A 26,965-nucleotide genomic window follows, 5' to 3' on the forward strand; every position below is an offset into this window, starting at 1 on the left:
TGGCTGCCCTGCACCCACCATTTCTGCGGGCTCGCTGCGGGCGCACCCACCACTTCTGCGGGTTCGCGGGTGGCACTCACCACTTCAGCGGAGTCGATCCCAGGCGTTACCACCACGGTGTCGGCATGGCCCAAGGCCCGCACGCTCTACGGACTCGATGACCTGAGTTCCCGAATCCGCAGTAATAGCGGGTGTTGGGTGTCCTGGACCCACCATTTCTGGGGGCTCGCTGCGGGCGCACCCACCACTTCTGCGGGTTCGCGGCGCGCACCCGCCATTTCTGCGGACTCGCGCGTGGCGGCCACCATCATTTCTGCGGACTCTGGCCCGGGCCTGATCACCACGGTGTCAGCATGCCGCCCAAGACCCGCAACATCTGCGGACTCGATGACGTGAGTTCGCCGAATCCGCAGTTATGGCGGGTGTGGGGTGCCCTGCACCCACCATTTCTGCGGACTCGAGCGCCGCAGCCACCACTTGTTCGGGATGGAGGCCTCGCGGCGGCCCCCATTGGGGTGGACTGCGCGTGTCGCGGGGCCTCAGTGGCGGTTGGGCTCGGTCAGACTGTGGATCTCGGCGACCCGGACGCTGCCCATCTGTAGACGCCCCACCCAGCGAAGGAGCCGCGTGAGCCTCTCCGATGAACGCCCCCGCGGCCGACACGCGGCCCTCGACGTCGAGGTGGATGCCGTGCGCACCCCGCCAGGAGAGGTAGTCCCAGCAGCTTCCCCGCCGCTGCCGAGTCCGGAGCGGCAGGCCGAGTCGGAGCCGGCAGTCCAACCCGACCCTGCGGCGATCGGTGAGCCCAAGCCTGTGGCCGAACCAGAATCCGAGGCCGAGGCCGAGGCCGTGGCGGAACCTGAGCGTGTGGCGGAGCCCGAGCGCGAGCCTGTGGCCGAGCGTGAATACGAGCCAAAGCGCGAGCCTGCCGCGGAACCTGAGCGGGTGGCGGAGCCCGAGCCTGTGGTGTTGCCTGAGCGGGCGGCGGAACCCCAGCCCCAGCCCCAGCCCGAACCTGAAGCCGAGCCGGAACCCCAGCACGAGCCCGAAGCCGAGCCGGAACCCCAGCCCGAGCCTGAGGCCGAGGCCGCACCGGAGCCCGAGCCCGCGCACGACCCGCAGCAGCAGCCGGAGCCCGCAACCGAGCCACAGTCCGCATCTGCGCCCGAGCCGGATCCGGAGCCGGAACTCGAACCCGCGGTCACACCGGCTCTCGACCCCGAGACCGACGGCATCGACGACCCGGCTCCCGGACACGGGAGCACGTGGTCTGCGGAGGCACTTCCGAGCCCGCCGACGCTTCCCGCTCCGCCGTCGCCGCCCGCCTTCTCGCCCGTCTCATCCGATGCGCCGGAGGTCGCACCGCCGGTGGCATCCGCGCCGATCGCGGCGCTGACGCCGCCTGCGCCGGTGACGCTGGCTGGGCCGACTCCGGTGACACTGCCCGCGGCGATCCCCGTGGCAGCTGCCGAACCCGCGCCCTCGCCCGCATCCGAACCCGCGCCCTCGCCCGCATCCGAGCCGGCATACGCATCTGCGACTGCGACTGCACCCGCATCCGCGCCGCTGCCCGCGCCGCTACCCACCGCGCTGCCGCTGCCCCTGCCCGCCCCCGCTCCCGTTGCCGTACCCGTGGCCGCGTGGACGCCGCCGCTGCCCGAAGCGACGGATGAGCAGGCGCCGATCGCGTCGGAGCCGCCCGCTTCTCCCGCCGGCCCGCAGGCATCCGCCTCGCCGAAGGGCAGCGTCGCAGGGGGCAGCGTCGCAGGGGGCCTGGCCCTCGCCGCGCTCATCATTCCCCTCGGCGCCCTCGCGTGGATCGCCACCTGGGGAATGGGCTACGTGACCTCGGCCGTCGCCGCCGGGGTGGTGCTCGGCGCGTGGGGCCTCTACCGGCTCGTCGCGAGGCGTCGTGTGAGCGCGGCGACCTACATCGGGCTTGCGCTCATCGTGGTCCTCACGCTGGCGCTCGGGTTCCTCGGCGGACTCGCCGCCGACCACGTCGCGGCATCCGTCGACGGAACCGACATCGTCGGCCTGCTCTCTTCGGCCGAGTTCTGGCAGGCGTACTCGAGCCTCGTCTTCAGCGCCGACACGCTGCGGCCCGCCGTCGGAACCCTCGGCGCTGCGGCAGCCTGCGCGCTCCTGGGGATGGTGGTCGTGTTCCTGCTTCTGAAAGCGGATGCGCGGGCCTCGCGCAGCCGGGCGGCCTGAGCGGGCGAGCTCCGAGGCCTCAGCGCAGGGCGCCGACAGAAGCGAGAGCCTGCCGCAGCAGTGTGCCGCGGCCACCCTCCATCTCGGCCGCGATCGCATCGGATGCCGCCTCACTCGGCGTCATCCAGGTGATCTCAAGCGCATCCTGTCGCGGGTCGCAGGTACCCGTGACGGGGACGACGTAGGCCAGGGAGACCGCGTGCTGGCGGTCATCGCTGAAGGCCGACAGGCCCGGAAGCGGGAAATACTCGGCGACCGCGAACGGCACGGGACTGGCGGGCAGCTGCGGGAAGGCCATCGGCCCGAGGTCCTTCTCGAGGTGGCGGAAGAGCGCGTCACGCAGCGTCTCGCCGTACATCACGCGCCCCGACACGATCGTCCGCGTGATCTGGCCCACGGCGTTCGCGCGCAGCAGGGCCCCCACCTCGACGACCTGACCGAGGCCATCCACCCGCACGGGCACGGCCTCCACGTAGAGCAGCGGCAGCCGCGAGCGCACCTCGGCGAGCTCGACGTCGCTCAGCCATCCCGGGTTCGCCGACGGCGCGGGAGGCTGCTGCTCCGGCAGCCAGTCGGGATCGGGGTCGGGAGTGCGCACGCTCATGGTTGCCATTCTGGCACTGCCTCCTGCGCCACCCGCGAGAACGCGGGCGCGGAACGCGCACAATGGAACGATGAGCATCGCGATCGACGAGGCAGCCGTGATGTGGTCGGCGGGCGCCGCCGACCGCGTCGATCGTCCCCTGCTCGTGCTGCTGCACGGCTACGGTTCCCACGAGGGCGACCTGTTCGGTCTCTCCCCCTACCTGCCCCTCGCCCCGGCGATCGCCTCGGTGCGCGCTCCCATCCCCCTCGCGCCGGGCCACGCCTGGTTCGACCTTCGCGAGGGTCCCCACGGCATCGTCTCCACCGTCGACGAGGTCGCCGAGGCGACGGATGCGCTGCTCGCCTGGATCGACGCCCTCTCGCCGCGCCCGTCCTCGATCGGCCTGCTCGGCTTCTCGCAGGGCGGTGCCATGGCCCTGGAGTTGCTGCGCGCCCGCCCCGGCGAGTTCGCGTTCGCGGTCGTGCTCGCGGGATTCGTGGCTGGCATGCCGGGAACCGGCGACGCCGCGCTGGCGCAGGCAGCGCCGCCGGTGTTCTGGGGACGCGGCACGGCCGACGCCGTCATCCCGGCCGATCTCATCGATCGAACGCAGGCCTGGCTGCCAGGGCACTCGACGCTCACCGAGCGCATCTACGAGGGTGTTCCGCACGCCGTCTCGGAGGCGGAGTTGAAAGACGTCGTCGCCTTCCTGCGGGAGCGCTACCGCCCCTGAGCCTCGCGCCGCGCCTTGTCGCGCTCCTTGATGCGCACCTGCTCGGCGCGCACCTCGGCCTGCGTCGCTCGTTCGGCCACGAGCCACTGCGGCGGGCTCTTCAGCAGCGCCTGGATCTCTTCGGTGGTAAGCGGTTCGGTCACGCCCGCCCGCGCGAGCCCCGAGGTCGAGACGCCGAGCTTTCCGGCGACGACGGGACGCGGATGCGGGCCGTTCGCACGCAGGTCGGCAAGCCACTGCGGCGGGTTCTGGTTCCAGTCATCCAGCTGCTCACGAGTGATGGGCTCGGCGACGACGGATTCGGGCATCGCGGCGAGCAGCACCCCGAGCTTCTTCGCCGCGGTCTCCGGCTTCATGCTCTGTTGCGCCTTCTGACGACGTGGGCTCTGGCCGGACTCGGTGCTCATCGATCCAGCGTATAGCCTGAAGGTTGATCGGGAGGGGGCGCGCATGCTCAGGCTCGGCTTCGTCGCCGGGGTCACTCCGACGAAGTGGCTGCGCATCTGGAACGAGCGGCGTCCGAACGACCGCCTCGAGGCCTTCCCCACCGACCCCGCACAACAGACGGATGCCGTTCGCCAGGGCGACGCCGATATGGCCTTCGTGCGCTTGCCCGTCGACGCCGACGGGCTGAACCTCATTCCGCTCTACAGCGAGATCGCGGTCGTCGTCGCACCCAAGGACTCCGCCATCGCCGCCGTCGATGCCCTCACCCTGGCCGACATCGCGGACGAGCCGCGTGTCCCGGACGCCGACAGCCTCAGTCTCGACGTGGTGATGGAACTGGTGGCTGCGGGCACGGGCATCGTCGTGCTGCCGCACTCGCTCGCCCGGCTGCATGCCCGCAAAGACCTCATCTCACGCCCGGTCACGGATGCGCCCGAGAGCCGCATCGCATTGGCGTGGCGCGTCGGCACGGGAGGCGACGACATCGACGAGTTCGTCGGCATCGTGCGCGGTCGCACGGCCAACAGCTCCCGGGGCGAGGCCGTGGCGAGCGGCGCGACGCCGGTGAAGCGCGCCGCGATCGCCAAGAAGGCGGCGGCCGAGCGCCGAGCGGCCGCGGCCAAGTCGGGAACGAAGTCAGGAGCCGGGAAGCCGGCATCCAAGCGCGGCGGTGCGGCATCGGCCCACAAGAAGAAGCGTCGGTGAGTGCCGATGTTCCTGCTTCTCACGATCCGGCCTGAAGACGACGCCGCCGCCGGCGAGTACGCCTCGGTGCTCGAGGCGAGCGGGCTGCCCGCATCCGCATTGCGCCAGCATCGTCTCGACAGCGAGCCGCTCGGCGACGCGCTCGAGGGCGTCGAGGGCGTCATCGTGGGCGGAAGCCCGTACAACGCGACCGACGAGCTCAAGCCGCCGGCACAGCTGCGAGCGGAAGACGACCTCGCGCGACTGACGCGGCTGGCGCGGGACAACGACCTACCCACGATGTTCACCTGCTACGGCATCGGAGTGGCCGCCGCCGCCCTCGGGGGAACGGTTGAGCACGGCGTGGGAGAACCCGTCGGCCCCGCGAACATCGAACTGACACCCGACGGCGAGCGCGATCCCCTGCTCGTCGGCCTGCCGTCGCGTTTCGAGGCCTTCGTCGGCCACAAGGAGTCCGTCACGCAGTTGCCGGCCGACGCGGTTCTGTTGGCGTCCTCGCCCCACTGCCACGTCGAGATGTTCCGCGTCGGCACCGCCCTCTACGCGACGCAGTTCCATCCCGAACCCACCGCAAACGACCTCATCGCCCGGGCGCGCATCTACCAGCACCATGGCTACTTCCCCGTCCACGAACTCGCCGTGGTCGAGGAGCGCATCGGCGCGTCCCGGGTAAGCGTGCCGCGACGGATGCTGCGCCGATTCGTGGAGCATTTCTCCGGGTAGGAGGCGGGCGAGATCAGTCGATGAGGCCGAGTTCGATGGCCCGCCGCACCGCCGACGTGCGATCGTTCACGCCGAGCTTCTCGAACGCACGGCTGAGGTAGGTCTTCGCGGTCGTCTCGCTGATGAAGAGGGCGGCGCCGATGGCGGCGTTCGTGCGACCCTCTGCCGCCAGTCGCAGCACGTTGACCTCCTGCATCGACAGGCTCGCCGCCGCGGAGGTCGGCGTCTGCACACGTGTGAGCAGCACCGTCGCCGCCGAGCCGGCCAGCACGGTCTCACCCCGCGAGGCCGAACGGATCGAGCGCGCGAGCTCATCGGGTGCGATGTCCTTGAGCAGGTAGCCGGAGGCTCCCGCCTCGATGGCACGCAGGATGTCGTGGTCGCTCTCATAGGTGGTGAGCACGACCACGCGCGAGGTTCCCGCCGAGACGATGGCGCCGGTCGCCTCGACCCCGTCCCCGCCCGGCATCCGCAGGTCCATCAGCACGAGGTCGGGGCGAAGCTCTGCGGCCAGTCTCACCGCTTCGGGCCCGCTCGCTGCCTGGCCCACCACCACGATGTCGTCGTAGCCGCCGAGCATGCCCCGGATGCCCTCACGCACCATCGGATGATCGTCGACCAGCAGGATGCGGATCATCGCGACCCTCCGTTCGCCAGCGGCACCCGCGCGGTCACCGTCGTTCCGGCCGACGAGTCCGAGTGCACGGTGAAATCGCCGCCGGCCTCCGCGACCCGGGAGGCCATGCCGCGCAGACCGAACCCGCCGTTCTCGGAAACCCTGACCGCATGCGGGTCGAACCCCACGCCGTCGTCGACGATGCGAACGAGCACGTCATCGCCCGTGCGTTCCAGACTCACGCGCACCCGGGACGCGCGGGCGTGCTTGCGGATGTTGGCCAAGCTCTCCTGCACCACCCGCAGCAGCACGACCTGCTGGCTCGGCGACGTCGAGACCTCAGCGTCCGGCGTCTCGAAGACGGCGACGACCCCCGTCTCCTCGGCGAAGGCGGCAACGACCCGCCGCACCGCCTGCGCCAGTGACGCGTCGTCGAGCGGGGCGGGAGTGAGCGCCGCGATGATGCGACGCGATTCGGCGAGGTTCTCCTGAGCAGTGGCCGTGATGGCCTCGACGTGGCGGCGTGCCGCCTGCAGATCGGAGTCCAGTTCTGCCCGTGTCGCGTGGCCGAGCGTGATGATCGAGGTGAAGCCCTGCGCGAGCGTGTCGTGCATCTCCCGGGCGATGCGGGCGCGCTCGGCCGATGCGCCGCGTGCGGCCGAGAGCGCCGCCACCTCGGCTTCACGCTCGTGCAGCTGCTCGATGAGCCGGCGCCGTTCGTCGTTCTCGGTGCTCACGGCCAGCATCCGGCTCGAGATGAAGATCGAGAAGGCGATGACGAACACGCTCGTGCCGACGGACTGGATGAGGTCGGCTCCGGCGAGGCTGCCGTCGACGATGCGCACCAGAAGGGGAAGGGCGTTGAGCAGCACGATCGACCCGGATGCCAGCCACGGCGTGAGAAGCAGGAACATCTGCGGGGCCAAGGCGAACAGTGCCAGGTTGGCCCAGGGGTTCAGCACCACAGCGATCGTGAAGCCGAGGATCGCCAGCACGGCGTAGGCGATGGCACGGGGCGAGTTCTCGCGGATGCCGGCCAGGCTCGGGCGAGCGAGAAACCAGTAGACGACAGTGACAGCCAGGATGATGCCCGCCGCGGTCAGGGTGGGCACCAGCCCGGTGAACGGGTTGGCCACCACGAGCACGGCAGAGGCGAGGGCGGAGAGGCCGACGAAGACCAGCCAGTCCGCGAACGTCTTGTCCTCGACGAGGGTGCCGTGGTGTTCGAACATGCTCAGACCCTAGCCGCGGCGTCAGCGCTCTCGCTCGTCACCACGGCGGAGACTTGGCCCTTCGGGTAGAGCGCCCCGAGCAACGCGACCACGATCATGGCCACGGCCATGCCGGCGAATGCCCAGGCCACCGACTCGGCATACCCGACCTGCACGGCGTTCTCGAACTGATGCCGCACCGTCGCGGGGAGTGCGGCGAGCGCGGCGCCGTCGCCGTGCCCGCTGATGGTATCCAGAGCGCTCCGCGCATCCGCGCCGGTGGCGCCGAGCGCGGTGAACGATGCGGTGAGCTTGTCGCCCAGAACGTTCGTGACGACCGTCGAGAAGACGGCGAGCCCGAGCGCGCCGCCGAAGTTGCGCATGGTCTGCGAGATGGCCGTCACCTCGCCGTAGGATGCGCCGATCGCCCGGTTCACGGCATCGGTCGACGCGGCGCTGATCATGAACCCGATGCCGGCACCCGCGAGCATGATCGGCCAGGTCTGCGGGTTGAAGAACCGGTCGGGGTGATCGGGGATGCGGGTGAGGGCCACCGCGAGCCAGGCGTACCCGGCTGCACCGATCAGGCCGCCGATCACCAGCACGCTGCGCGCGCCGAGGCGGTCGAACCGCGCCGCACCCACCCGCGAAGCCACCACGAACCCGATGAAGAACTTCAGGAACAGCAACCCGGTCGAGAGCGCGCTGAGCTGCAGACTCACCTGACCGTAGACGCTGAGGAAGAAGAAGGTGGCGACGAATCCGATCGAGGCGAACAACGTGGAGAGCACCGCGATCACGAAGCCCCGATCGCGGAACGCCGCCAGGCGCACCAGCGGCTGGGCGGTGCGGCTCTCGATGAGCACGAACAGCCCGACGAGGGCGAGCCCCACGACGATGGAGCCGACGACGGCCACGCTCTGCCATCCCCACGACCCCGCCTGCTGCAGGCCGAACACGACGAGGGCGAGACCCGCCGCGATCACGAGGCCTCCGCGCAGGTCGACCCGCTCGCGTCGGCCCTGCGACCGCGCGGCCGAGATGGCCACGATCACGAAGGCGATCACGGCGAGCGGCACGTTGACCCAGAAGATGGCCCGCCAGGTCCAGACGCTGAGCAAGCCGCCGGCGATCGGCCCGAGCGCGGTCATCGCTCCGGTGATGGCGAAGAACGCCGCCATGGCCTTGCCCCGCGCGGCCCGCGGAAAGCCCTGCACGACGAGCCCGATGGCCGCGGGGAACATGACGGCTCCGGCGATGCCCTGCAGCGCTCGCGCGGTGATGAGCCACGGCGCCGCCGCGGCGCCCTCAGGAGCCAGGCCGCACAGGAGCGACGTCAACCCGAACGTCGCGATGCCCAGAAGCGCCATGCGCTTGTGGCCGACGATGTCGGAGAGCCGCCCGCCGAGCAGGAAGAACGCGGCGGTGGCGATGAGGTACGCGTTCACCGCCCACTGCATGGCGTCGTGGGTGATGCCCAGGTCGGCCTGGATCGTGGGCGCCGAGAGCGCCACGATGGTCTGGTCGATGGTGGTCATCGAGACCGCGACAATCAGGCCGGCCAGTGCGAGCGTGTTGCCCTTCGCCGAGACGAGCGACATGAGGAGTCTCCTTCGATGAGGTGGGAGTTCCAGCGTGCCCGCCGTGGAATGCCGGGGGCACCGCCGAGCGGGCGGGACGCGTGTCATCCGATCGGAGGACAGGCGGCCTATCCGACCCTCCCGACGCGGTCAAGCCCCCTGTGCTCGCGGGTCATCACGCCTACCGTAGGGGCAGCGAGGAGGTACGTTTCATGAGCGAGACCGATCCCAACGGCCAGCCCGGCATCGTCGATGACGAGCTGACGGAGTCCACCGAGGATGAGCGCGCGCAGGCGCAGGCGGAGCAGAATCCCGGCGGCGCGGATTCCGTCGCAGACACGGCCATCGACGAAGACATCATCGAGGCGACCAGTCCCGGAGGCAGTCCGGGCTGAGCCCCATCAAGACCCGTCGGCGCACCCCAAGCCGATGGTCGACGCCCCCGGATCACCCGTAGTGCCCGAAGATCCGGGGGCGCTCTCTGCCTCGCAGGGCATGCCGTCGCTCTTGCCCCCCGGCGGGATCCGACACGTGAATCCAGCGAACCCACTACGAACGAAGGATGCCATGCAGGACACCGGCCTGACCGCACTCGCACTCAATTGCAGCCTGAAGCCCTCGCCGGCTCCTTCGAGCACGGAACTGCTCGCCCAACAGGTGCTGGATGCGCTCGGCGAGAGCGGGGTGAGCGGCGAGATCGTCCGCGTCGTCGATCACGACATCCGCCCCGGCGTCGAGGCCGACATGGGCGACGGCGATGAATGGCCGGTGCTCCGGCAGAAGATCTTGGCGGCCGACATCCTCGTGTTCGCGACACCGACGTGGGTCGGCCACCTCTCGAGCGTCGCCCAGCGCGTGATCGAACGGCTGGATGCCGAGATCGGCGCGACCGACGACGAGGGTCGCGCGCTGCTCGCCGGAAAGGTCGCCGCCGTGGCGGTCGTCGGCAATGAGGACGGCGCGCACGCGATCATCGCGGACGTCTACCAGGCGCTCGTCGACGTCGGCTTCTCCGTCGCCGCCCAGTCGGGCACGTACTGGAACGGCGAGGCGATGGGCTCCGTCGACTACAACGACCTCGACGAGACGCCGGAGTCCGTGGCCTCGACCACCAAGACCCTCGCCGCGAACACGGCGCACCTCGCCCGCCTGTTGAAGCAGAACCCCTACCTGCCGCCCGTCAGCGGCTGAACGAACAAGGAGCACCCCGTGTCGAATGCCGTCTCATCCCAGGTCGACGTCGACGTGCCGATCGACGTCGCGTACAACCAGTGGACCCAGTTCGAGTCGTTCCCCCACTTCCTCGGCGGGGTGCGCGAGGTCAGCCAGCTCGATGACAAGCGCACGCACTGGAAGGTATCGATCCTCGGCGTCACCCGGGAGTTCGACGCCGAGATCTTCGAACAGGTTCCCGACTCCCACATCGCCTGGCGGAGCACCGACGGTCCGTTCCAGTCGGGCAGCGTGGAGTTCACGCCGATCGACGCCAAGCACACGCACATCACCCTGACGATCCAGTGGAATCCGCAGGGCTTCATCGAGTCGGCCGGAGCGGCACTGCGACTGGATGACCTGCAGGTCTCCGCCGACCTCACGCAGTTCAAGGCGTTCATCGAGAAGCGCTCCCATCAGACCGGTAGCTGGCGGGGAGAGATCCACGAGGGTTCGCCGGCTTCCGCACCCGAACCGGAGGGCCACCTCGGACGTCTCGGAGAAGACCCCGACCTGGCACCGCCGGCCTGATTCCCCCGAACCGCTGCGGCATCCGTTCCCGAATGACGGATGCCGCAGCGCCGCGTCAGCCCTTCGACCCGGTCGTGGCGATTCCGGCGATGAAGTGGCGCTGGCCGAGGAAGAAGATGATGATCATCGGAATCGTCGTGATCACGCTCGCCGTCACGACGATCTCCCAGTGCCAGTCGCCTCCGAACCCGTAGCGGTCCAGCAACGCCTTCAGCCCGCGCTGCACCGTGAAGGTCTCGGTGTCGCGCAGGTAGATCAGTGGTCGCATGAGATCGGTCCACGCCGCCTGCACCTCGAAGAGCAGCGTCACGATGAGCGCCGGCCTGCACAGCGGGAGCGCGATCGACCAGAACACCCGCCACTGGCTCGCGCCATCCACCCGCGCGGCCTCGAAGAGCTCCTTCGGAAGGCCCAGGAAGAACTGCCGCAGCAGGAAGATGTAGAACGCGCTGCCGAACAGGTTCATCGCCCACAGGGGGGTCAGTGTTCCCGTCTGCCCCAGCCCGTTCCAGATGAGGTAGGTGGGGATCAGCGTGACGGCGCCCGGCAGCATCATCGTGGCCAGCAGCAGGCCGAAGAGCAGGTTCCTTCCCCAGAATCGGAAGTGCGCGAAGCCCCAGGCCACCATCGCGCTCGAGAGCGTGACGGTTCCCGCCGCGAGCACGGTGACGATCACCGTGTTCAGCAGCCAGAGGCCCAGCGGCGCCGCCTGCCAGACGGTCACGTAGTTCTCGAAGGTCAGCGTGTGCGGGATGAGGGCGTTGTCGAAGACCTCGCCGCGCGGCTTCAGCGACGCGCTCACGAGCCAGATGAACGGGTAGAGGAAGACGACCGTGAGCACGATCAGGGCGATCGTGGTGACGATGCGGCTTGTCCGTGAGCGGGGCGAGCGACGTTGCTGCCGCGTCGGGCGCTGCTCGTCGATGGGTGCCGGGGCCACGGCCACACCCGCTTCCGGGCGCTGCGTGATGGCGGTCATCAGTCATCCCCCTCGTAGTAGACCAGCCGTCTCGAGACGACCACCTGGATGAGCGAGATGGTCACGATGACGACGAAGAGCAGCCAGGCCAGCGCCGAAGCGTACCCCATGTGGAGGAACTGGAAGCCCTGCTGGAAGAGGTAGATCACGTAGAACAGGGCGGCATCGTTGCTGTACGTGGAGTTGCCCGCACCGAAGAAGGCCGTGTACGTCTCCGAGAACTGCTGGAAGCCGGCGATCGTGGTCACGATGGTCACGAAGAAGATGGCGGGACTGATCATCGGCAGCGTCACCGACCGCGTCAGTCGCCAGGGTCCGGCACCGTCGATGCGGGCCGCCTCGTACAGCTGGGTCGGAACGGCGCGCAGCGCCGCCAGGAAGATGACGATCGAACCGCCGATCGTCCACAGGCTCATGAGCACCAGCCCCGGCTTGACCCAGTTGGGGTCGGTGGTCCAGTTCGGGCCCTGGATGCCGAACCAGCCGAGCACGACGTTGATCAGCCCGTTCTGGCCGTTGAAGACGAGGAGGAAGAGCACGCCGACAGCCACGGCCGGGGTCATCTTGGGCAGGTAGAACGCCGTGCGGAAGAACCCGGATGCGCGCCCAGCACGATCGAGCAGGATCGCGAGCGCGAGCGAGACGATCACGTGCGCGGGAACCGACAGCAGCGTGTAGACGAACGTGTTCGAGAGTGCGAGCAGCGCCTTCGGATCGGTGAACATCTGCGCGTAGTTGTCGAGGCCGATGAACCTCGGCGCCTGCAGCCCGTCGTAGTCGGTCAACGACAGGTAGAAGCTGTAGATGATCGGCCAGGCCGTGAAGACGAGGAAGCCGACGATCCACGGGCTGATGAAGGCGAGGGCGCTCAGGGCGTTGCGGCGCCGACGCGCCCGCTCACCAGGACGCGGAACATGCCGGGGAGCACCCCCGGTGGCGGATGCCGGGGGCCGCGCCCCTGCATCCGTCACCGTCGGCGTGACGGTGACCATGCCGCTCAGCCCTTGACCTTGGCCCAGGCGTCGTCGAGGGCCTTCTGCGCCTTCTTCTGGGCGGCCTCGAGAGAGGTCTTCGGGTCGTCGCCGTTGGTGAGCACGGCATTCACCGCGTCCTGCCAGATCGTGGTGAACTCGGCATCAGCCGGGTTCGCCGGCAGGCTGAACGAGTGCGAGTTCGCCTCGTACATCGCGTCGATGGCGCTCTTCCACGGCTCGGGGGCACTGTTTCCGACGAGGTCCTGGATCTTGTCGTCGGCCACCGCGTTGCCGGTCAGGATTCCCGTGAACGGCTTGCCGTCGGCTTCGCGGGTCTTCTGCCGGTTCTCGGCTGCGGCCATCCACGAGTCCACCGACACCATGTCGCCGGCGAAGGCGCACGCGGATGCGGCGTTCTTGCTGCCGGCCGGAACAGCCCAGGCCGATCCCGACGAGTAGGCGAGCGGGTCGCCCTGCCGGTCGCGCACGGTGTCGAAGGCCAGGGGCGCGTCGGGAGAGACGTCGTTCAGCACGTTGACGTACCACTGCTCCATCGGCATGGCGCCGAGAGTGGAGGTGGCGAACTGATTGCCAGAGCCGAAGAAGTCGGCGGAGTCACGGAAGGCCTTGACGGCACTGAAGCCGCCCTGGTCGTTATAGATCGAGACCGCCCACTTGAGCGCCTCGACGGCCTTCGGGTCGTCGAGGTGTGACTTCTTGCCGTCGTCGCTCAGGATGTCGACTCCGTTGGCGTGCGCCCAGAGCGGGAAGAACTCGGGCAGCTTCGAGTCGTACCCGATGACCGAGACGGTGCCACCGCCGGTCTTGGCGAGGGCCTTGTTCGCGGCGCTCACCGCATCCCAGTCCGATCCGTTGACGTCGTCCAGGGTGAGACCGGCCGCGTTCAGCAGGTCGGCGTTCGCCATGGTGACCTCGACCTGATTGAACTCGGGGATGCCGTAGAGATCGCCGTTGATGGTCACTTGGCCCACGGCAGGCTTGCGGAACTGGTCGGTCTCGATCTTCTTCTCGGAGACGCAATCCGCCAGGGGCACCACCGCGCCCCGGGCGGCGAGCGATCCGATCTGGTTGCGGTTGACGTAGATGAGGTCGGGCGGATCGCCGGCAGCGACGGATGAGAGGAACTGCTGCAGATCGAAGTCACCCTCGGCCAGCTTCACCTTCACGCCGTCGAGGTCTTTCTCGGCGCGCTTCAGGCGGGTGTCGGCGACATCGTCCGAATTCGAGAACCCCATCACGTTGAGCGTCTTGTCGTTACCCGAGTCCTTGCTGAAGCTCAGGGCGGAGTCCGACGACTTCAGCGACGTCGCACATCCCGCCAGGAGCAGGGTGAGGGCGGAGAGCCCCGCCACGGCTTGGAACGTCTGTCTTCTCATGAGTACCCTCCGTGTGCCGCAGGGCGGCCGCGTCAGCCCCGGGCGTCTGCGTCCGGGGGCGATACCCCCGGACAGGGGTCATCGCACTAGCAGCATCCGCCTACGCGGGGAGAGCGGCAAGGGGATTGAGAAGCGCTCACAAGTGGGGTAGAAGCGCTTCTCGACAGGTCTGCCCTATCGGGCCGCCAGGTCGGGACTCGGAGCATTACCGACGATAGGAGTCCTCACTCCGTGGGGCGAGGGGATTGACCTCTCCCCGGGAGCGGTGTTAGCGAAGGCGCGATCCGCCGTCCGATCGGCACTTCAGCCGATGGACTGGAGCTCCTGGCCACCGAGTTCCACGGCGTCGGCTTCCATGTTCTCGGGAGTGAGCTGGATGCCGCCGGTGGTGTTCGCCGAGCGCAGGATGCGCTCGATCCATTCCCGTTGCAGTTCCGGTGGGCGGGGGCCGCTGAACTCGAAGCGCAGCGCGATCGACTCGTGCATCCAGATGGTCGTGCGGCCCTTCTCGACACCGTCGGGGTGCGTCCACGACAGCGAGAAGCTCTCCCCTCGACGCAACTTCGCGACGACGGCGGCTTTGAGGTGCGCGAGTGTGCGATCGTCCATGGGTATCGCTTCACTCCCGTAGAAAAGTGTGCCCATACCGCACATAGTAGTTCGTCCGAAGCATGCATCGGCATCCAGTGGCGATGGCATGCTCTCACGTCATCACAGCGCCGGTCACCGGGTGGATGACGGCCGATCAGGGCGCTGAGGCACCGCGGCTCACCCGCGTGGCGCGCCTGCGCTCGGCCGGGGGAAGTCCTCGAACACCACGATGGTGCGCGTCGCGCGCACGTTCTCGATCGACTGGATGTCTTCGAGAACGACGCGTCGCAGGTCGCGGTTGTCGCGCGCGCGCACGAGTAGCAGAACGTCGAAGTCGCCTCCGACGAGAGCCATGTGCTCGACTTCTTCGATCTCGGCGAGCCTGTCGCTCACCGCCTGCCACGAGGCCTGATCGATCGTGAGGGCGACATAGGCGGTGCTGTGCATGCCGGCGGCGACGGCATCCACGCGCGCGCCGTACCCGGTGATGACCCCTTCGTCGGTCAACCGTTTCACCCGCGCGTAGGTGCCCGCGCGGGAGATGTGGGCGAGCTCGGCGAGCGCCGTCATGGAGGCGCGCCCGTCCTGGCGCAATGCCCCCAAGAGGATGCGGTCGGTCTCGTCCAGTTCCATGCGGCTCCTTCGCCTCGAACCCTGCCCCATTCTCCGACGAATCGAGCGATTATCGGGCGATTGGAACGCAATCGTCCAACAATCGGTCGCCCGGCTGTGAGCAGCGTCCACGAAATGCGATCCTGACCCTCGAGATGTCTCGACGGAGAGAAGATCGATGAAGACTGCGGCCGAGCGCCTGCTGCCCCCGGATGAACCGGTGCAGCTCATCGAGGCCGCGGGCAGCCTTCGGGAGCACCCCGACGCGGAACTCCCGACCCGTGACGACCTGCTGCGTGCCTACCGCGGGCTCGTTCTGGGACGCCGCGTCAACGACCAGTGCACCGCCCTGGTACGCCAGGGACGCCTTGCCGTCTACCCCTCCTCCCATGGCCAGGAGGCCTGCCAGGTCGCCGCGGCACTGGCGCTCGAGGAGCGCGACTGGCTCTTCCCCACCTACCGCGACTGCGTGGCCATGATCGCCCGCGGTGTGCCGGCTGCGGAAGCGCTCGTGCTGCTGCGCGGCGAGTGGCACTCGGGCTACGACCCCAACGCCTACCGGGTCGGCCCGCAGACGACACCGCTCGCCACCCAGCTGCTGCATGCCGTCGGGTTCGCTCACGCCGCCCGCCTGCGCGGCGAGGACACCGTGGCGCTCGCGCTGTGCGGTGACGGAGCGACGAGCGAAGGGGACTTCCACGAGGCGCTCAACATGGCGGCCGTGTTCCGCTCACCCGTCGTGTTCTTCGTGCAGAACAACGAGTTCGCCATCTCCGTGCCGCTCTCCCGCCAGAGCGCAGCCCCCTCCCTCGCCCACAAGGGCATCGGGTACGGCATCCCCGGTCGCCGGGTCGACGGCAACGATGCCGCCGCCGTGCTGGCCGTGCTGCGTGATGCCGTCGCACGAGCCCGTGCCGGGGAGGGTCCGACCCTCATCGAGGCGCACACCTACCGGATGCAGCCGCACACCAATGCCGACGACGACACCCGCTACCGTGACTCCGCAGCGGTGTCGGCATGGGCGGAGCGAGACCCGCTGACCCGGCTGCGCACCCACCTCCGCGCGGTCGGAGTACTCGACGACGACGAGGAGACCGCGATCTCGAGGCACGCCGAAGCGGTGGCCGCAGACCTGCGCGACGCCATGAACCGCGAGCCGCAGCCGGATGCCGACGAGTTGTTCGCGCACGTGTTCGCGCAGCCGACCCCCCAGCTGCTCGAGCAGCGCGACCAGTTGCGGCGCGAACGGCTGCAGTCCCAACCGGAGGCGATCCGATGAGCGTTCTGGAGAGGGTGGCGACGCCCACGGCGGCCCGAGACGCGCGGACCCTGACGATGGCGGGAGCCGTGAACGCAGCCCTCGCCGACGCGATGGCGCAGGACGAACGCGTGCTGGTATTCGGTGAAGACGTCGGCGCCCTCGGCGGCGTGTTCCGGGTCACCGACGGCCTCACCGCGCGGTTCGGCGAGAACCGCTGCTTCGACACTCCGCTCGCGGAGTCGGGCATCGTCGGCATGGCGGTCGGCATGGCGATGAACGGCATGCGTCCAGTGGTCGAGATGCAGTTCGACGCCTTCGCCTACCCAGCCTTCGAGCAGGTCGTCAGCCACGTCGCGAAGATGGGCAACCGCACCCGCGGTGCAGTCCGGCTGCCCATGGTCATCCGCATTCCCTACGGCGGTGGCATCGGCGGGGTCGAGCACCACTGCGACTCGTCGGAGGCCTATTACGCCCATACGCCGGGCCTGACCGTGCTCTCGCCGGCGACGCCCCAGGATGCGTACTCGCTCCTGCGCGCGGCGATCGAGTACCCGGACCCGGTCGTGTTCCTGGAACCGAAGAAGCTGTACTGGTCGAAGGGCGAGGTCGACACGGCCCTCAGCACGCCGATCGGGTCGGCCCGCGTGGTGCGGGCCGGCACGGATGTGACGCTGCTCGCCTACGGACCCTCCGTCGGCGTGGCCCTGGGCGCGGCCGAGGCGGCGGGTGAGGACGGGCGCAGCGTCGAGGTGATCGACGTCCGCTCGCTCGTGCCGTTCGACGACGCCACCGTGACGGCGGCGGTGCGGCGCACCGGCCGGGCGGTCGTGATAGCGGAGGCACCGGGCTTCGCGAGCGTCGCGTCCGAGATCCAGGCACGCGTGTTCGAGCGCTGCTTCGAGTTCCTCGCCGCACCCGTGCGCCGGGTGACCGGCTTCGACACCCCGTTCGCCTCGCCCGCGTACGAGCACTGGTACCTGCCCGACGTCGACCGCGTGCTCGACGCCATCGACTCGCTGCACTGGGAGGACGATTGAGCACGCCGGCGGCGACGACGCGGGCGTTCCTGCTGCCCGATCTCGGAGAGGGCCTTACCGAGGCCGGACTGGTCGGCTGGCTCGTGGCCGTCGGCGAGAGCATCCGCGTCGACCAGCCGATCGCCGAGGTCGAGACGGCCAAAAGCATCGTGGAACTGCCCTCGCCCTTCGCCGGGCGGGTCATCGCGCTGCACGGCTCGCCGGGCGACACTCTCGCGGTGGGTTCCCCCGTGCTCGAGGTCGCCGCCGACGACGCGGCCGAGGACGTCTCCGAGAAGGAGGCGTACCGGCAGGAGGAGCGCGCGGGATCGGGCAACGTGCTCATCGGCTACGGCACGAGCGAGGCAGCCGGCCCGACCCGTCGTCGCCCGCGCAACAATCCCCTGGAGCGCGCTGCCGCCGCTACGCCTGCTGCCGCCGCGCTTGGTGTTGGGGCGACGCGGAGCGATGGCCCCGTCGCGGTGCGCTCGCCGATCGTGCGCCGGCTGGCCCGCGACCTCGGCGTCGACCTGCGCAGCGTGACGCCGACCGGGGCCGACGGCGCCGTCATCCGGTCGGACGTGCTGAGTGCAGCCGTTAATGGATCGCTCGCGGCACGCGCCGGGGCGGGGACCGACGGCGACCGTGCGGGCGAGAACCTCGCCGTTCTCGCCGAGGAGCCGCTCTCCATGCTGCGCCGGGCGGTGAGCCAGAAGCTCGGGCGCAGCCATGCGGAGATTCCCGACGCCACCGTCTGGGTCGACGTGGATGCGACCCGGCTCTGGGAGCTGCGCGCGGCGATGAGCGCGTCCGGCATCACGGCCCCATCGCTCACCGCGTTCCTCGCGCGCTTCGCGCTGCTCGCCCTCGAGGACTACCCGCTGCTGGCGGCTCGCCTGAACCAGGACGCCACCACAACCATCCGATTCGAGGGCGTGAACCTCGGCGTCGCGGTCGATACCGACCGGGGCCTGCTCGTGCCCGTCGTCCCGCACGCCGACCGTCTCCGCCTCGCCGACCTGCACGAAGCGCTCAACGAGGTCGCGAGTGCTGCGCGCAGCGGCTCGTTGCCGGCCGGCAGGCTCGGCGGTTCGACGTTCACCCTGAACAACTACGGGCCGCTCGGAGTCGACGGCTCCTCGGCGATCATCAATCACCCCGAGGTCGCCATCCTCGGAATCGGGCGCATACTCGAGCGTCCCTGGGTCGTGGACGGTGCCATCGTGCCCCGGCGGATCGCCCAGCTCTCCCTCGTCTTCGACCACCGCATCTGCGACGGCGGTTACGCAGCCGGATTCCTGCGCCGAGTCGTCGACGCGATCGAACAACCGCTCTCGGTCTATGGCCGCATCTGAGGCGCGCGCATCCGAGGCGCGCGCATCCGAGGCGCGCGCATCCGAGGCGCGCGCGTCCGAGCAGGCACCCCCGGCCGCCCTGCCGAGGAGCGTCGGCGTGCTCGGCGGTGGACGCATGGGCGCCGGGATCGCCCACGCCTTCGTCGTCTCCGGCTGCCGAGTGAGCATCGTGGAGCGCGATGCGGACGCGGTGGACGGCGCCTCCCTCCGCGTACGCGCGTCGCTCGAAGCGAGCGTGGCACGAGGCCACGACCCGCACGGCTTCGGTGCCTTCACCGTGTCGACGGACCCCGCCTCACTCGCCGACTCTGAGCTCGTCGTCGAGGCGGTACCCGAGCAGTTCGCACTCAAGGCCGCGGCGCTGCGGCGCGTCGAGGCGGTCCTCAGCGACACGGCCGCCCTCGCGAGCAACACCTCGTCCCTCTCGATCGACGCCCTGGGCGCGGAACTCGAACGCCCGCAGCGGTTCCTCGGCCTGCACTTCTTCAACCCCGTGCCCGCGTCCGAACTCGTGGAGATCGTGCTCGGCACGGCGACGGATGCGGCTCTCACGCAGGCGGCGCTCGGCTGGGTCGAGGCCATCGGCAAGACCGCGGTGACGGTGCACGATTCGCCGGGGTTCGCCTCCTCCCGCCTCGGTGTCGCCCTCGGACTCGAGGCGATCCGCATGCTCGAGGACGGCGTCGCCTCGGCTGACGACATCGACGCGGCGATGGTGCTCGGCTACGGCCATCCCGTCGGACCGCTGCGACTGACCGACATCGTTGGGCTCGACGTACGGCTCGGCATCGCCGAGTACCTCCACGAGCAGCTCGGCGACCGCTTCGAACCCCCTGCCCTCCTGCGCCGTCTCGTCGCCGAGGGCCGGCTCGGCCGTAAGAGCGGCCATGGCTTCTACATCTGGAGTGAGCAACGATAACCGACCTGCTGCCCAGCTTCGTCAACGGATCCTGGTGGACTCCCGGCTCGGATGCCGGGGCCGTCACGGTGCGCGACGCGTCGACGGGCGAACCGATCGCACGCGTGTCGACGAGCGGCCTCGACCTCGACGCCGCCCTGGAGTACGCGCGTACCGCCGGCCAGGCATCGCTTGGCCGACTCACCTTCCACCAGCGCGCGCTGCTGCTGAAGCGTTTCGCGCTCGCCCTGACCGAGCGGAAGTCCGAGCTGTACGAACTCTCGGCCCGGACCGGGGCGACCGCTGCGGACTCCTGGGTCGACATCGACGGCGGCATCGGGGTGCTGTTCAGCTATTCGTCCAAGGGCCGACGGGAGCTGCCCAACAGCATGGTCTACGTCGACGGCGGGGTCGAGGTGCTCTCGAAGGACGGTTCCTTCCTCGGGCGCCACATCTGCACCCGGCTGCCGGGGGTTGCGGTGCAGGTCAACGCCTTCAACTTCCCGGTGTGGGGCGCCCTCGAGAAGTTCGCCCCGGCGTTCCTCGCTGGCATGCCCACGCTCGTCAAGCCAGCGACCCCGACGGGTTACCTCACCGAGGCGTTCGTGCGCATCCTCACCGAGTCGGGGCTGCTGCCCGACGGGGTACTGCAGCTGGTGAGCGGCTCGGTACCAGACCTGCTCGACCACCTGCGCCTCGGCGACCTCGTCGCCTTCACGGGGAGTGCCTCGACCGCGGATCGGCTGCGCAGCCACGCGTCCGTGCAGACGGGCGGAGTGCGATTCACGACCGAGACCGACTCCATCAACGCGTCGGTGCTCGGAACGGATGCCACGCGCGGCACCCCCGAGTTCGATGCCTACGTTCGCCAGCTCGTGACCGAGATGACGTCGAAGGCCGGCCAGAAGTGCACGGCCATCCGGCGGGCCGTGGTGCCCGCGGCATCCGTCGACGACGTCATCGAGGCCGTACGCCGACGGATCGCGGAACGCGTCGTGCTCGGGGATCCCAGGCAGGAGGGCACGACGATGGGCCCGCTGGCCAGCCTCGAGCAGCGCGTGGAGGTGCTGCGCCAGGTCGAGCGGCTGCAGGCGGCCGGCGGGCGCGTCGTCGCGGGATCGACGGATGCCCCGGAGGGCATGAATGCGGACGGCGCGTTCGTGCGTCCGCTGCTGCTGCGCTTCGATGACGCGAGTGCACCGGCCCTGAACGAGGTCGAGGCGTTCGGACCGGTCGCGAGCATCGTGGGATACGACTCCCTGGCCGATGCCGCGGCCATCGTCGCACGCGGAGGTGGCTCACTCGTCACGAGCATCGCAACGCATGACCCGCAGGTCGCCATCGAGCTCTCGGGAAGGATCGCCGCCTTCAACGGCCGGGTGCTGTTCCTGGACCGCGACGATGCCCGCAGCTCGACCGGCCACGGATCGCCTCTGCCGCAGCTCGTTCACGGCGGGCCCGGGCGCGCCGGCGGCGGCGAGGAACTCGGCGGCATAAGGGCCGTGCTGCACCACATGCAGCGCACGGCCGTTCAGGGCTCCCCCGAGATGCTCACGGCCGTCACCGGAATCTGGCACCCCGGCGCGGTCTCTCGCTCCGACGGCGAGCATCCGTTCCGCAAGAGCCTGGCCGAACTGCGCATCGGCGACCAGGTGGTTTCCGGCGAGCGCGAGGTGACCCTCGACGACATCGAGACCTTCGCGAGGTTCACCGGCGACACCTTCTACGCGCACATGGACGAGAGCGCCGCCGCAGCGAACCCCTTCTTCCCGGGACGGGTGGCACACGGCTACCTGCTGGTCTCGTGGGCGGCCGGCCTGTTCGTCGATCCGGATCCTGGCCCGGTTTTGGCCAATTACGGCCTCGAGAACCTGCGATTCGTCACCCCGGTCTCGCCGGGCGACCGCATCCGGGTCGAGTTGACGGCCAAGCAGATCACGCCGCGCGAGACGGATGAGTACGGCGAGGTGTGCTGGGACGCCGTGCTGCGCAACCAGCGCGACGAACTCGTCGCCCAGTACGACGTGCTCACCCTCGTCGCCAAGGAACGGGTCGCCGCCTGAACTCAGCCGGCGGAGCAGGCGCGCACTGGCGCGCAGGCTCGCACAGTGCGTGCGGCGCGCAGGTCAGCGGCGACGCAGTCCGTCGAGCGCGACCGTCAGCACATCGTCGGCGAGGCGGTCCGCATCCTCGGCGCCGCCGGGGCGATACCACTCGACGATCGAGTTGATCATTCCGAACAGCAGTCGCTCGGCCACACGCGGATCGATGTCGGCACGCAGGGCTCCCTCATCGCGCGCCTCGAGCACGAGTTGCGTGACGGCGCGGTCGAAGCCGCGTCGGCGCTCGAGGGCACGACGTTCGACCTCGGTGTTGCCGCGCACCCGGAGCAGCAGGGTCACGTACGCCAGCTTGCTCGCGAGCACGATCACCGCACCGTGAAGCACCGAGGCGAGCCGATCGATGGCGCTGCCGGCCTGCGCGGCGGCGAGCACTCCCTCGAGGCCGTCGAGCGCTTCGCTCAGCGCGCGGTCGAGCATCTGCTCCTTGGACGCGAAGTGGTGGTAGATCGCGGACTTCGAGATTCCGAGGCGTTCGGCGAGAACGCTGATCGAGGTGGCGTCGTACCCGTGCTCGATGAAGAGAGCCACCGCCACGGCGAGCACGCCGTCGCGGTCGTAGCCGGGACGGCCGCGTCGTGACTCTGCGACCTCTGCCATGGTGCGACCAGTCTGGCATGAGCCGAACGAGCGCTCGGTCAGCGGCCGACGGGATTCGCGAGCGGCACGGGCGTAGTGTCGAGGAATGATCTCGGGCGATCCGCCATCCCCTCGCGGGTTGCTGCCCGCTCGCGAGCAACTGCGCAGGCTCGTGGGCGATCCCCGCGGTGCGCGCCTGGTCTCGACGACTGGATGGCCCGAGGCGGAGGGCGAGAGCCGGGCCGCGGCCGTGCTCATGCTGTTCGGAATGCTCGACGCCCGCTCCAGCGACCATCGCGCGCACGAGGGAGCCGTCTCGCGGGACCTCGACGTGCTGCTGCTGCGCCGGGCCGCGACCCTGCGGTCGCACGCCGGCCAGGTCGCCTTCCCCGGCGGCCGCATCGATCCCGGGGATGCGGGACCGGTCGAGGCCGCGCTGCGTGAGGCGCACGAGGAGACGGGGCTTGATCCCGACGGCGTCGAGGTGCTGGGTGCGCTGGAGGACATCCCGCTCCCCTACTCGGCACATCTCGTGACGCCCGTTCTCGGATGGTGGACGCGACCGTCGAGCGTGCGGGTGGTCGACGTCGCCGAATCCGCCTTCGTGTTCCGCGTGCCCGTGGCCGACCTGCTCGATCCCGCATCGCGGTACACCTCCGTCGTCGAGCGCGACGGTCGCACACGAACGGGGCCGGCCTTCCTCGTGCACGCGGAGGGCGTCGAGCACCTCGTCTGGGGCTTCACCGCCTTCCTGCTCGACGGGCTCTTCGACGCCCTGGGCTGGACCGAGGCCTGGGACGGGGAGCGCACACTCGTGGTGACCTGAGCATCCGACTTCGTACTGACCGAACGATCGGTTAGTATATGGGTACCGAGTGTCCAGGTGTCCAGGAGTCGATGATGACCAGCCCCACGCCCGAGCAGGCGCAGTTCGATGCGATCATCGCGGCCGACGGCCGCATCGAGCCGCGCGACTGGATGCCCGAGGCGTATCGCAAGACGCTCGTGCGCCAGATCAGCCAGCACGCCCACTCCGAGATCATCGGGATGCAGCCCGAGGCGAACTGGATCACCCGTGCTCCCAGCCTGAAGCGCAAGGCGATCCTCATGGCGAAGGTGCAGGACGAAGCCGGTCACGGCCTCTACCTGTACTCGGCCGCGCAGACGCTCGGAACGCCACGGGAGGAGATGACGGCGGCACTGATCGCCGGACGGGCCAAGTACTCCTCGATCTTCAACTACCCGACGCCGACCTGGGCCGACATGGGCGCGATCGGCTGGCTCGTCGACGGGGCGGCGATCTGCAACCAGGTTCCCCTCTGCCGCGCCTCGTACGGTCCCTATGGCCGGGCGATGGTGCGCATCTGCAAAGAGGAGTCGTTCCACCAGCGGCAGGGCTTCGAGATCCTGCTCACGCTCATGCAGGGCAGCGATGCCCAGAAGCGCATGGCGCAAGACGCGGTGAACCGCTGGTACTGGCCGTCTCTGCAGATGTTCGGCCCTCCCGACGACGCCTCGCCGAACTCCGCCCAATCGATGGCCTGGAACATCAAGCGCTTCTCCAACGACGAGCTGCGCCAGCGCTTCGTCGGAATGCTCGTGCCGCAGGCCGAGGCTCTCGGCCTCACGCTGCCCGACGCGAAGCTGCGGCTGGATGAGGGCACCGGCCGATACGAGATGAGCGAGATCGACTGGTCGGAGTTCAACGAGGTGCTCGCTGGGCGCGGTCCGATGAACGCCGAGCGCCTGCGCCGCCGCCGCGAGGCGCACGAAGAGGGCGCCTGGGTGCGCGAGGCCGCCATCGAGTACGCCCGCAAGCGCGCCGCCGCCACGGAGCGTGCGGCATGAGCACGCCGGGCGCATCCGCCGTGGACCCGTGGCCGCTGTGGGAGGTCTTCGTGAGGGCTAACCGCGGGTTGTCCCACGTTCACGTCGGCTCGCTGCACGCTCCCGACGCCGAGATGGCACTGCGCAACGGCCGCGACCTCTACACCCGCCGCAACGAGGGCGTCTCGATCTGGGTCGTTCCCGCCGACGCGATCACGACGAGCGACCCCGATGCGAAGGGCTCCTTCTTCGAGAGCCCGGCCGGCAAGAACTACCGCCACGCGATCTACTACACCGCATCCGAGGGGGTGAAGCACCTGTGAGCAGGCTGGCTCCCGAGGTGCATGACGGACACGGCGACGTGCACGTCGATGAGCTGGTGCTCTCGGACGAGCTCGCCGGCCCGGGCGACGCGATCGCGACGGCCGATGTTGCCGAGTACGCGCTCTGGCTGGGCGATGATGCCCTGATTCTCGCCCAGCAGCTCGGCTGGTGGATCAGTCGCGCGCCCGAGCTGGAAGAGGACGTCGCGGTGGGGAACATCGGCCTCGACCTGCTCGGCCATGCGCGCTCGCTGCTGCGCTACGCCGGCACGGCCACCGCTCGCACGGAGGACGATCTCGCCTACTGGCGCGACGAGCCCGAATTCCGGAGTGCCTGGCTGTTCGAGCAGCCCAACGGCGACTTCGCGCACACGATCGCCCGGCAACTCGTGGCATCCGCCTACCTCTTCGAGCTCTACGCGCGCCTGCGCGCGTCGGCGGATGCCACTCTGGCGGCGATCGCCGAGAAGGCCGTGAAAGAGGTGGACTACCACCGCGACCACGCCGTGCAGTGGACCCTGCGCTTGGCCGGCGGAACGGAGGAGTCCCGGCGGCGCATGATCACGGCACTCGACGACATCTGGCCGTACGTGGATGAGCTGTTCGTCGACGAGTTACTCATCGACCGGCTCGAGGGCGTCGCCGTGCGCCCCTCGACCCTGCGCCCCGCAGTGGATGCCGTGCTCCAGTCCGTGTTCGACGAGGCGGACCTCACGCCCAGGAGCGCGTTCATCGCCGCGGGAGGGGGCCGTGCCGGCCGTCACTTCCCCACCCTCGGTTACCTGCTGGCCGAGCTGCAGGTGCTCGCCCGGCAGCATCCGGGGGCATCATGGTGAGCCCGGCGAGAACGCGCGCGTGGAGGATCGCCGCGACGGTGTGCGACCCCGAGATCCCCGTGCTCACGATCGAAGACCTCGGAGTGCTGCGCGCGGTCCAGGAGGAGGGCCGGAGCGTGCGCGTGCGCATCACGCCCACCTACAGCGGATGCCCGGCCATGGAGGCGATCACGGACGACGTGACGAGCGCGCTGCGGGACGGCGGTTACGCCGACGTACGCGTCGAGCTCGTTCTCTCCCCCGCATGGACGACCGACTGGATGAGCGCTGCTGGCAGGGCCAAGCTCGCGGAATACGGCATCGCCGCCCCGTCGGGCGAGGCCGCCAGACGGTCGGACGGCCCGGTGCGTCTGGCTCTGACCGTCAAGTGCCCACGGTGCGACTCGCTCGACACGCGGGAGCTGGCTCGCTTCGGCTCGACCTCGTGCAAGGCGCTCTACGAGTGCCGCAACTGCCTGGAGCCCTTCGACTACTTCAAGGTGCTCTGATGACGGGCACGAGCGAACGACGAACGGATGTCGCGCCGCGGCCCGCGAAGAGGCGCGCGCGCTTCCACGAACTCGAAGTCGCCGAGGTGCGCACGCTCACCGCCGACAGCGTGGAAGTGCGATTCGCCGTACCCGAGTCCTTGACCGGCGAGTACGACTACGTCGCCGGGCAGCATGTGGCACTGCGCGCAGTCGTCGACGGCCGCGAACTGCGGCGCAGCTATTCGATCTGCCGGCCGCCGCAGCGCCCGGCGACGGGAGAGGGCGCGCTCAGCATCGCGATCAAGCGCGACTTCGGCGGCCGGTTCTCGACCTGGGCAACGAGCGAGCTGCGAGCCGGCGACCGTATCGACGTGATGAGCCCACAGGGCTCCTTCACGACGGGCCTGGCCGATCTGGAGCACCGGCACCTCGTGGGCATCGCGGCAGGAAGCGGCATCACGCCGCTGATGGCGCTCGCGCACACCGTGCTCGCCGCCGCCGAGACCGCCCGGTTCACCCTGCTGTACACGAACCGGTCCTCGCTCGACGTCATGTTCGTCGAGGAGCTCGCCGACCTGAAGGACCGCTATCCCTCCCGTCTCGCGCTGCACCACGTGCTCAGCCGAGAGCAGCGCACCTCGCCGCTGCTCTCGGGGCGCATCGACGAGGCGAAGCTCGGCACGATCCTCGACGTGCTGATCCCGCCGGCGAGCGTCGACGAGTGGTTCCTCTGCGGGCCCTTCGAACTCGTGCAGCGCTGCCGCGACAGCCTCGAGGCGCGCGGAGTCGACCCCGCACGCATCCGTTTCGAGCTCTTCACCACCGGGGAGCCGGGCGAGGTGGCTCCCGACTCCGGTCGGCCGGTGCTCGTGAGGCAGGGTGAGAGGCTCGTGCAGATCGATTTCACCCTCGACGGTCAGTCCTCTGCAGTGCAGAGCCCGGCCAGCGCACACGAATCGATCCTGAACGCGGCACTGCGCGTGCGCCCCGATGTGCCGTTCGCGTGCGCCGGCGGAGTCTGCGGCACCTGCCGCGCCCGCCTCGTTCAGGGGAGCGTGAACATGACCGAGAACTACGCCCTCGAACCGGAGGAGCTCGAGCGTGGCTACGTGCTCACCTGCCAATCCCATCCGACGAGCGACCGCGTCGTGGTGGACTACGACGTCTGA

The 26,965-nt window shown here is 69.6% G+C and carries 29 protein-coding genes; 18 read left to right on the forward strand and 11 right to left on the reverse strand.

Annotated elements, in window-relative coordinates:
• Positions 1 to 627: 627 nt before the first annotated feature.
• Positions 628 to 2,214, forward strand: coding sequence for a hypothetical protein (locus WDJ51_RS03740; protein ID WP_337851090.1), 1,587 nt, complete (start codon positions 628 to 630; stop codon positions 2,212 to 2,214).
• A 19-nt stretch (positions 2,215 to 2,233) separates the two neighbouring features.
• On the opposite strand, the gene WDJ51_RS03745 is transcribed toward WDJ51_RS03740, so the two are convergent.
• Positions 2,234 to 2,818 (reverse strand): NUDIX hydrolase family protein, encoded by a 585-nt coding sequence (locus WDJ51_RS03745; protein ID WP_337851091.1) that lies wholly within the window; start codon positions 2,816 to 2,818, stop codon positions 2,234 to 2,236.
• A 70-nt stretch (positions 2,819 to 2,888) separates the two neighbouring features.
• On the opposite strand from WDJ51_RS03745, the gene WDJ51_RS03750 reads away from it, so the two are divergent.
• A complete protein-coding gene (locus WDJ51_RS03750) occupies positions 2,889 to 3,533 on the forward strand; it encodes an alpha/beta hydrolase (RefSeq protein ID WP_337851092.1) in 645 nt (214 codons plus the stop codon).
• Here WDJ51_RS03750 and WDJ51_RS03755 read toward each other — a convergent pair.
• Positions 3,521 to 3,940 (reverse strand): DUF5997 family protein, encoded by a 420-nt coding sequence (locus WDJ51_RS03755; protein WP_337851093.1) that lies wholly within the window; start codon positions 3,938 to 3,940, stop codon positions 3,521 to 3,523. The two genes, WDJ51_RS03750 and WDJ51_RS03755, sit on opposite strands and share 13 nt — an antisense overlap.
• 43 nt (positions 3,941 to 3,983) lie before the next feature.
• Between WDJ51_RS03755 and WDJ51_RS03760 the strand changes: the two genes are divergently transcribed.
• Both WDJ51_RS03760 and WDJ51_RS03765 read left to right on the forward strand, forming a co-directional pair.
• Positions 3,984 to 4,685, forward strand: coding sequence for a LysR family transcriptional regulator substrate-binding protein (locus WDJ51_RS03760; RefSeq protein ID WP_337851094.1), 702 nt, complete (start codon positions 3,984 to 3,986; stop codon positions 4,683 to 4,685).
• A gap of 6 nt (positions 4,686 to 4,691) precedes the next feature.
• Positions 4,692 to 5,408: a glutamine amidotransferase gene (locus WDJ51_RS03765; protein WP_337851095.1), complete on the forward strand. Its 717-nt coding sequence runs from the start codon at positions 4,692 to 4,694 to the stop codon at positions 5,406 to 5,408.
• Between the two features lie 13 nt (positions 5,409 to 5,421).
• Here the strand turns inward: WDJ51_RS03765 and WDJ51_RS03770 are convergent, their stop codons facing one another.
• Genes WDJ51_RS03770 through WDJ51_RS03780 form a run of 3 tightly spaced genes read right to left on the reverse strand, consistent with a single transcriptional unit; the run spans position 5,422 to position 8,836 of the window.
• Positions 5,422 to 6,045, reverse strand: a complete 624-nt coding sequence (locus WDJ51_RS03770) for a response regulator transcription factor (protein ID WP_337851096.1) — start codon at positions 6,043 to 6,045, stop codon at positions 5,422 to 5,424.
• The gene (locus WDJ51_RS03775) at positions 6,042 to 7,256 is read right to left on the reverse strand and encodes a sensor histidine kinase (protein WP_337851097.1); all 1,215 of its coding nucleotides are present in this window, start codon (positions 7,254 to 7,256) and stop codon (positions 6,042 to 6,044) included. The genes WDJ51_RS03770 and WDJ51_RS03775 overlap by 4 nt, the downstream gene beginning before the upstream one ends.
• Before the next feature lie 2 nt (positions 7,257 to 7,258).
• On the reverse strand, positions 7,259 to 8,836 hold the full coding sequence (locus WDJ51_RS03780; RefSeq protein ID WP_337851098.1) for an MFS transporter: 1,578 nt from the start codon (positions 8,834 to 8,836) through the stop codon (positions 7,259 to 7,261).
• A gap of 191 nt (positions 8,837 to 9,027) precedes the next feature.
• On the opposite strand from WDJ51_RS03780, the gene WDJ51_RS03785 reads away from it, so the two are divergent.
• The 3 genes from WDJ51_RS03785 (at position 9,028) to WDJ51_RS03795 (ending at position 10,558) form a co-directional block, all read left to right on the forward strand.
• Positions 9,028 to 9,210 (forward strand): hypothetical protein, encoded by a 183-nt coding sequence (locus tag WDJ51_RS03785; protein WP_337851099.1) that lies wholly within the window; start codon positions 9,028 to 9,030, stop codon positions 9,208 to 9,210.
• Between the two features lie 172 nt (positions 9,211 to 9,382).
• Positions 9,383 to 10,006 carry a flavodoxin family protein gene (locus tag WDJ51_RS03790; RefSeq protein ID WP_337851100.1) on the forward strand — a complete coding sequence of 208 codons (624 nt, stop codon included), beginning with the start codon at positions 9,383 to 9,385 and terminating at the stop codon, positions 10,004 to 10,006.
• A gap of 18 nt (positions 10,007 to 10,024) precedes the next feature.
• On the forward strand, positions 10,025 to 10,558 hold the full coding sequence (locus tag WDJ51_RS03795; RefSeq protein WP_337851101.1) for an SRPBCC family protein: 534 nt from the start codon (positions 10,025 to 10,027) through the stop codon (positions 10,556 to 10,558).
• 55 nt (positions 10,559 to 10,613) lie between these two features.
• Here WDJ51_RS03795 and WDJ51_RS03800 read toward each other — a convergent pair whose 3' ends face one another.
• The 5 genes from WDJ51_RS03800 to WDJ51_RS03820 all read right to left on the reverse strand — a co-directional run bounded on the left by WDJ51_RS03800 (position 10,614) and on the right by WDJ51_RS03820 (position 15,132).
• Positions 10,614 to 11,537 (reverse strand): carbohydrate ABC transporter permease, encoded by a 924-nt coding sequence (locus WDJ51_RS03800; RefSeq protein ID WP_337851102.1) that lies wholly within the window; start codon positions 11,535 to 11,537, stop codon positions 10,614 to 10,616.
• Complete coding sequence (locus WDJ51_RS03805; protein WP_337851103.1) at positions 11,537 to 12,529, reverse strand: carbohydrate ABC transporter permease; 993 nt, start codon at positions 12,527 to 12,529, stop codon at positions 11,537 to 11,539. Before WDJ51_RS03805 ends, WDJ51_RS03800 begins: the two co-directional genes overlap by 1 nt.
• 5 nt (positions 12,530 to 12,534) lie before the next feature.
• The gene (locus WDJ51_RS03810; RefSeq protein ID WP_337851104.1) at positions 12,535 to 13,908 is read right to left on the reverse strand and encodes an ABC transporter substrate-binding protein; all 1,374 of its coding nucleotides are present in this window, start codon (positions 13,906 to 13,908) and stop codon (positions 12,535 to 12,537) included.
• 303 nt (positions 13,909 to 14,211) lie between these two features.
• On the reverse strand, positions 14,212 to 14,607 hold the full coding sequence (locus WDJ51_RS03815; RefSeq protein ID WP_443218455.1) for a DUF7882 family protein: 396 nt from the start codon (positions 14,605 to 14,607) through the stop codon (positions 14,212 to 14,214).
• Positions 14,608 to 14,676: 69 nt separating this feature from the next.
• Positions 14,677 to 15,132 carry an Lrp/AsnC family transcriptional regulator gene (locus WDJ51_RS03820; RefSeq protein ID WP_337851106.1) on the reverse strand — a complete coding sequence of 152 codons (456 nt, stop codon included), beginning with the start codon at positions 15,130 to 15,132 and terminating at the stop codon, positions 14,677 to 14,679.
• Between the two features lie 157 nt (positions 15,133 to 15,289).
• Between WDJ51_RS03820 and pdhA the strand changes: the two genes are divergently transcribed.
• The 5 genes from pdhA to paaZ are packed head-to-tail and all read left to right on the forward strand — an operon-like array spanning position 15,290 to position 21,704.
• Entirely contained in the window at positions 15,290 to 16,390 is a 1,101-nt protein-coding gene (gene pdhA, locus WDJ51_RS03825; RefSeq protein WP_337851107.1) for a pyruvate dehydrogenase (acetyl-transferring) E1 component subunit alpha, read from the forward strand.
• A complete protein-coding gene (locus tag WDJ51_RS03830) occupies positions 16,387 to 17,409 on the forward strand; it encodes an alpha-ketoacid dehydrogenase subunit beta (RefSeq protein ID WP_337851108.1) in 1,023 nt (340 codons plus the stop codon). The genes pdhA and WDJ51_RS03830 overlap by 4 nt, the downstream gene beginning before the upstream one ends.
• Positions 17,406 to 18,743, forward strand: a complete 1,338-nt coding sequence (locus tag WDJ51_RS03835; protein ID WP_337851109.1) for a dihydrolipoamide acetyltransferase family protein — start codon at positions 17,406 to 17,408, stop codon at positions 18,741 to 18,743. Before WDJ51_RS03830 ends, WDJ51_RS03835 begins: the two co-directional genes overlap by 4 nt.
• The gene (locus WDJ51_RS03840) at positions 18,730 to 19,662 is read left to right on the forward strand and encodes a 3-hydroxyacyl-CoA dehydrogenase family protein (RefSeq protein ID WP_337851110.1); all 933 of its coding nucleotides are present in this window, start codon (positions 18,730 to 18,732) and stop codon (positions 19,660 to 19,662) included. Before WDJ51_RS03835 ends, WDJ51_RS03840 begins: the two co-directional genes overlap by 14 nt.
• Complete coding sequence (paaZ, locus tag WDJ51_RS03845) at positions 19,659 to 21,704, forward strand: phenylacetic acid degradation bifunctional protein PaaZ (protein ID WP_337851237.1); 2,046 nt, start codon at positions 19,659 to 19,661, stop codon at positions 21,702 to 21,704. The genes WDJ51_RS03840 and paaZ overlap by 4 nt, the downstream gene beginning before the upstream one ends.
• Before the next feature lie 63 nt (positions 21,705 to 21,767).
• Here paaZ and WDJ51_RS03850 read toward each other — a convergent pair whose 3' ends face one another.
• Positions 21,768 to 22,361 (reverse strand): TetR/AcrR family transcriptional regulator, encoded by a 594-nt coding sequence (locus WDJ51_RS03850; RefSeq protein ID WP_337851111.1) that lies wholly within the window; start codon positions 22,359 to 22,361, stop codon positions 21,768 to 21,770.
• Positions 22,362 to 22,446: 85 nt separating this feature from the next.
• On the opposite strand from WDJ51_RS03850, the gene WDJ51_RS03855 reads away from it, so the two are divergent.
• The 6 genes from WDJ51_RS03855 to paaE all read left to right on the forward strand — a co-directional run bounded on the left by WDJ51_RS03855 (position 22,447) and on the right by paaE (position 26,965).
• Positions 22,447 to 23,166 carry an NUDIX hydrolase gene (locus WDJ51_RS03855; protein WP_337851112.1) on the forward strand — a complete coding sequence of 240 codons (720 nt, stop codon included), beginning with the start codon at positions 22,447 to 22,449 and terminating at the stop codon, positions 23,164 to 23,166.
• Between the two features lie 74 nt (positions 23,167 to 23,240).
• Positions 23,241 to 24,188, forward strand: coding sequence for a 1,2-phenylacetyl-CoA epoxidase subunit PaaA (paaA, locus tag WDJ51_RS03860; RefSeq protein WP_337851113.1), 948 nt, complete (start codon positions 23,241 to 23,243; stop codon positions 24,186 to 24,188).
• Positions 24,185 to 24,490, forward strand: a complete 306-nt coding sequence (gene paaB, locus WDJ51_RS03865) for a 1,2-phenylacetyl-CoA epoxidase subunit PaaB (RefSeq protein WP_337851114.1) — start codon at positions 24,185 to 24,187, stop codon at positions 24,488 to 24,490. The genes paaA and paaB overlap by 4 nt, the downstream gene beginning before the upstream one ends.
• A complete protein-coding gene (paaC, locus tag WDJ51_RS03870; protein WP_337851115.1) occupies positions 24,487 to 25,326 on the forward strand; it encodes a 1,2-phenylacetyl-CoA epoxidase subunit PaaC in 840 nt (279 codons plus the stop codon). Before paaB ends, paaC begins: the two co-directional genes overlap by 4 nt.
• The gene (gene paaD, locus WDJ51_RS03875) at positions 25,320 to 25,814 is read left to right on the forward strand and encodes a 1,2-phenylacetyl-CoA epoxidase subunit PaaD (RefSeq protein ID WP_337851116.1); all 495 of its coding nucleotides are present in this window, start codon (positions 25,320 to 25,322) and stop codon (positions 25,812 to 25,814) included. The genes paaC and paaD overlap by 7 nt, the downstream gene beginning before the upstream one ends.
• A complete protein-coding gene (paaE, locus tag WDJ51_RS03880; RefSeq protein WP_337851117.1) occupies positions 25,814 to 26,965 on the forward strand; it encodes a 1,2-phenylacetyl-CoA epoxidase subunit PaaE in 1,152 nt (383 codons plus the stop codon). Before paaD ends, paaE begins: the two co-directional genes overlap by 1 nt.

The sequence above is a fragment of the Rathayibacter sp. YIM 133350 genome (assembly GCF_037404875.1).
Classification (GTDB): Bacteria; Actinomycetota; Actinomycetes; order Actinomycetales; family Microbacteriaceae; genus Orlajensenia.

Coding starts and splice junctions, on each gene's coding strand:
- WDJ51_RS03755 (WP_337851093.1), bottom strand. CDS start 3,940: ATGAGCACCGAGTCCGGCCAGAGCCCACGTCGTCAGAAGGCGCAACAG.
- WDJ51_RS03790 (WP_337851100.1), top strand. CDS start 9,383: ATGCAGGACACCGGCCTGACCGCACTCGCACTCAATTGCAGCCTGAAG.
- WDJ51_RS03800 (WP_337851102.1), bottom strand. CDS start 11,537: ATGACCGCCATCACGCAGCGCCCGGAAGCGGGTGTGGCCGTGGCCCCG.
- paaA (WP_337851113.1), top strand. CDS start 23,241: ATGACCAGCCCCACGCCCGAGCAGGCGCAGTTCGATGCGATCATCGCG.
- WDJ51_RS03760 (WP_337851094.1), top strand. CDS start 3,984: ATGCTCAGGCTCGGCTTCGTCGCCGGGGTCACTCCGACGAAGTGGCTG.
- WDJ51_RS03840 (WP_337851110.1), top strand. CDS start 18,730: ATGGCCGCATCTGAGGCGCGCGCATCCGAGGCGCGCGCATCCGAGGCG.
- WDJ51_RS03780 (WP_337851098.1), bottom strand. CDS start 8,836: ATGTCGCTCGTCTCGGCGAAGGGCAACACGCTCGCACTGGCCGGCCTG.
- WDJ51_RS03850 (WP_337851111.1), bottom strand. CDS start 22,361: ATGGCAGAGGTCGCAGAGTCACGACGCGGCCGTCCCGGCTACGACCGC.
- WDJ51_RS03775 (WP_337851097.1), bottom strand. CDS start 7,256: ATGTTCGAACACCACGGCACCCTCGTCGAGGACAAGACGTTCGCGGAC.
- paaB (WP_337851114.1), top strand. CDS start 24,185: ATGAGCACGCCGGGCGCATCCGCCGTGGACCCGTGGCCGCTGTGGGAG.
- WDJ51_RS03815 (WP_443218455.1), bottom strand. CDS start 14,607: ATGCCATCGCCACTGGATGCCGATGCATGCTTCGGACGAACTACTATG.
- WDJ51_RS03855 (WP_337851112.1), top strand. CDS start 22,447: ATGATCTCGGGCGATCCGCCATCCCCTCGCGGGTTGCTGCCCGCTCGC.
- WDJ51_RS03830 (WP_337851108.1), top strand. CDS start 16,387: ATGAGCGTTCTGGAGAGGGTGGCGACGCCCACGGCGGCCCGAGACGCG.
- WDJ51_RS03820 (WP_337851106.1), bottom strand. CDS start 15,132: ATGGAACTGGACGAGACCGACCGCATCCTCTTGGGGGCATTGCGCCAG.
- WDJ51_RS03765 (WP_337851095.1), top strand. CDS start 4,692: ATGTTCCTGCTTCTCACGATCCGGCCTGAAGACGACGCCGCCGCCGGC.
- WDJ51_RS03770 (WP_337851096.1), bottom strand. CDS start 6,045: ATGATCCGCATCCTGCTGGTCGACGATCATCCGATGGTGCGTGAGGGC.
- WDJ51_RS03785 (WP_337851099.1), top strand. CDS start 9,028: ATGAGCGAGACCGATCCCAACGGCCAGCCCGGCATCGTCGATGACGAG.
- pdhA (WP_337851107.1), top strand. CDS start 15,290: ATGAAGACTGCGGCCGAGCGCCTGCTGCCCCCGGATGAACCGGTGCAG.
- WDJ51_RS03805 (WP_337851103.1), bottom strand. CDS start 12,529: ATGGTCACCGTCACGCCGACGGTGACGGATGCAGGGGCGCGGCCCCCG.
- WDJ51_RS03745 (WP_337851091.1), bottom strand. CDS start 2,818: ATGAGCGTGCGCACTCCCGACCCCGATCCCGACTGGCTGCCGGAGCAG.
- paaD (WP_337851116.1), top strand. CDS start 25,320: ATGGTGAGCCCGGCGAGAACGCGCGCGTGGAGGATCGCCGCGACGGTG.
- WDJ51_RS03750 (WP_337851092.1), top strand. CDS start 2,889: ATGAGCATCGCGATCGACGAGGCAGCCGTGATGTGGTCGGCGGGCGCC.
- paaE (WP_337851117.1), top strand. CDS start 25,814: ATGACGGGCACGAGCGAACGACGAACGGATGTCGCGCCGCGGCCCGCG.
- WDJ51_RS03810 (WP_337851104.1), bottom strand. CDS start 13,908: ATGAGAAGACAGACGTTCCAAGCCGTGGCGGGGCTCTCCGCCCTCACC.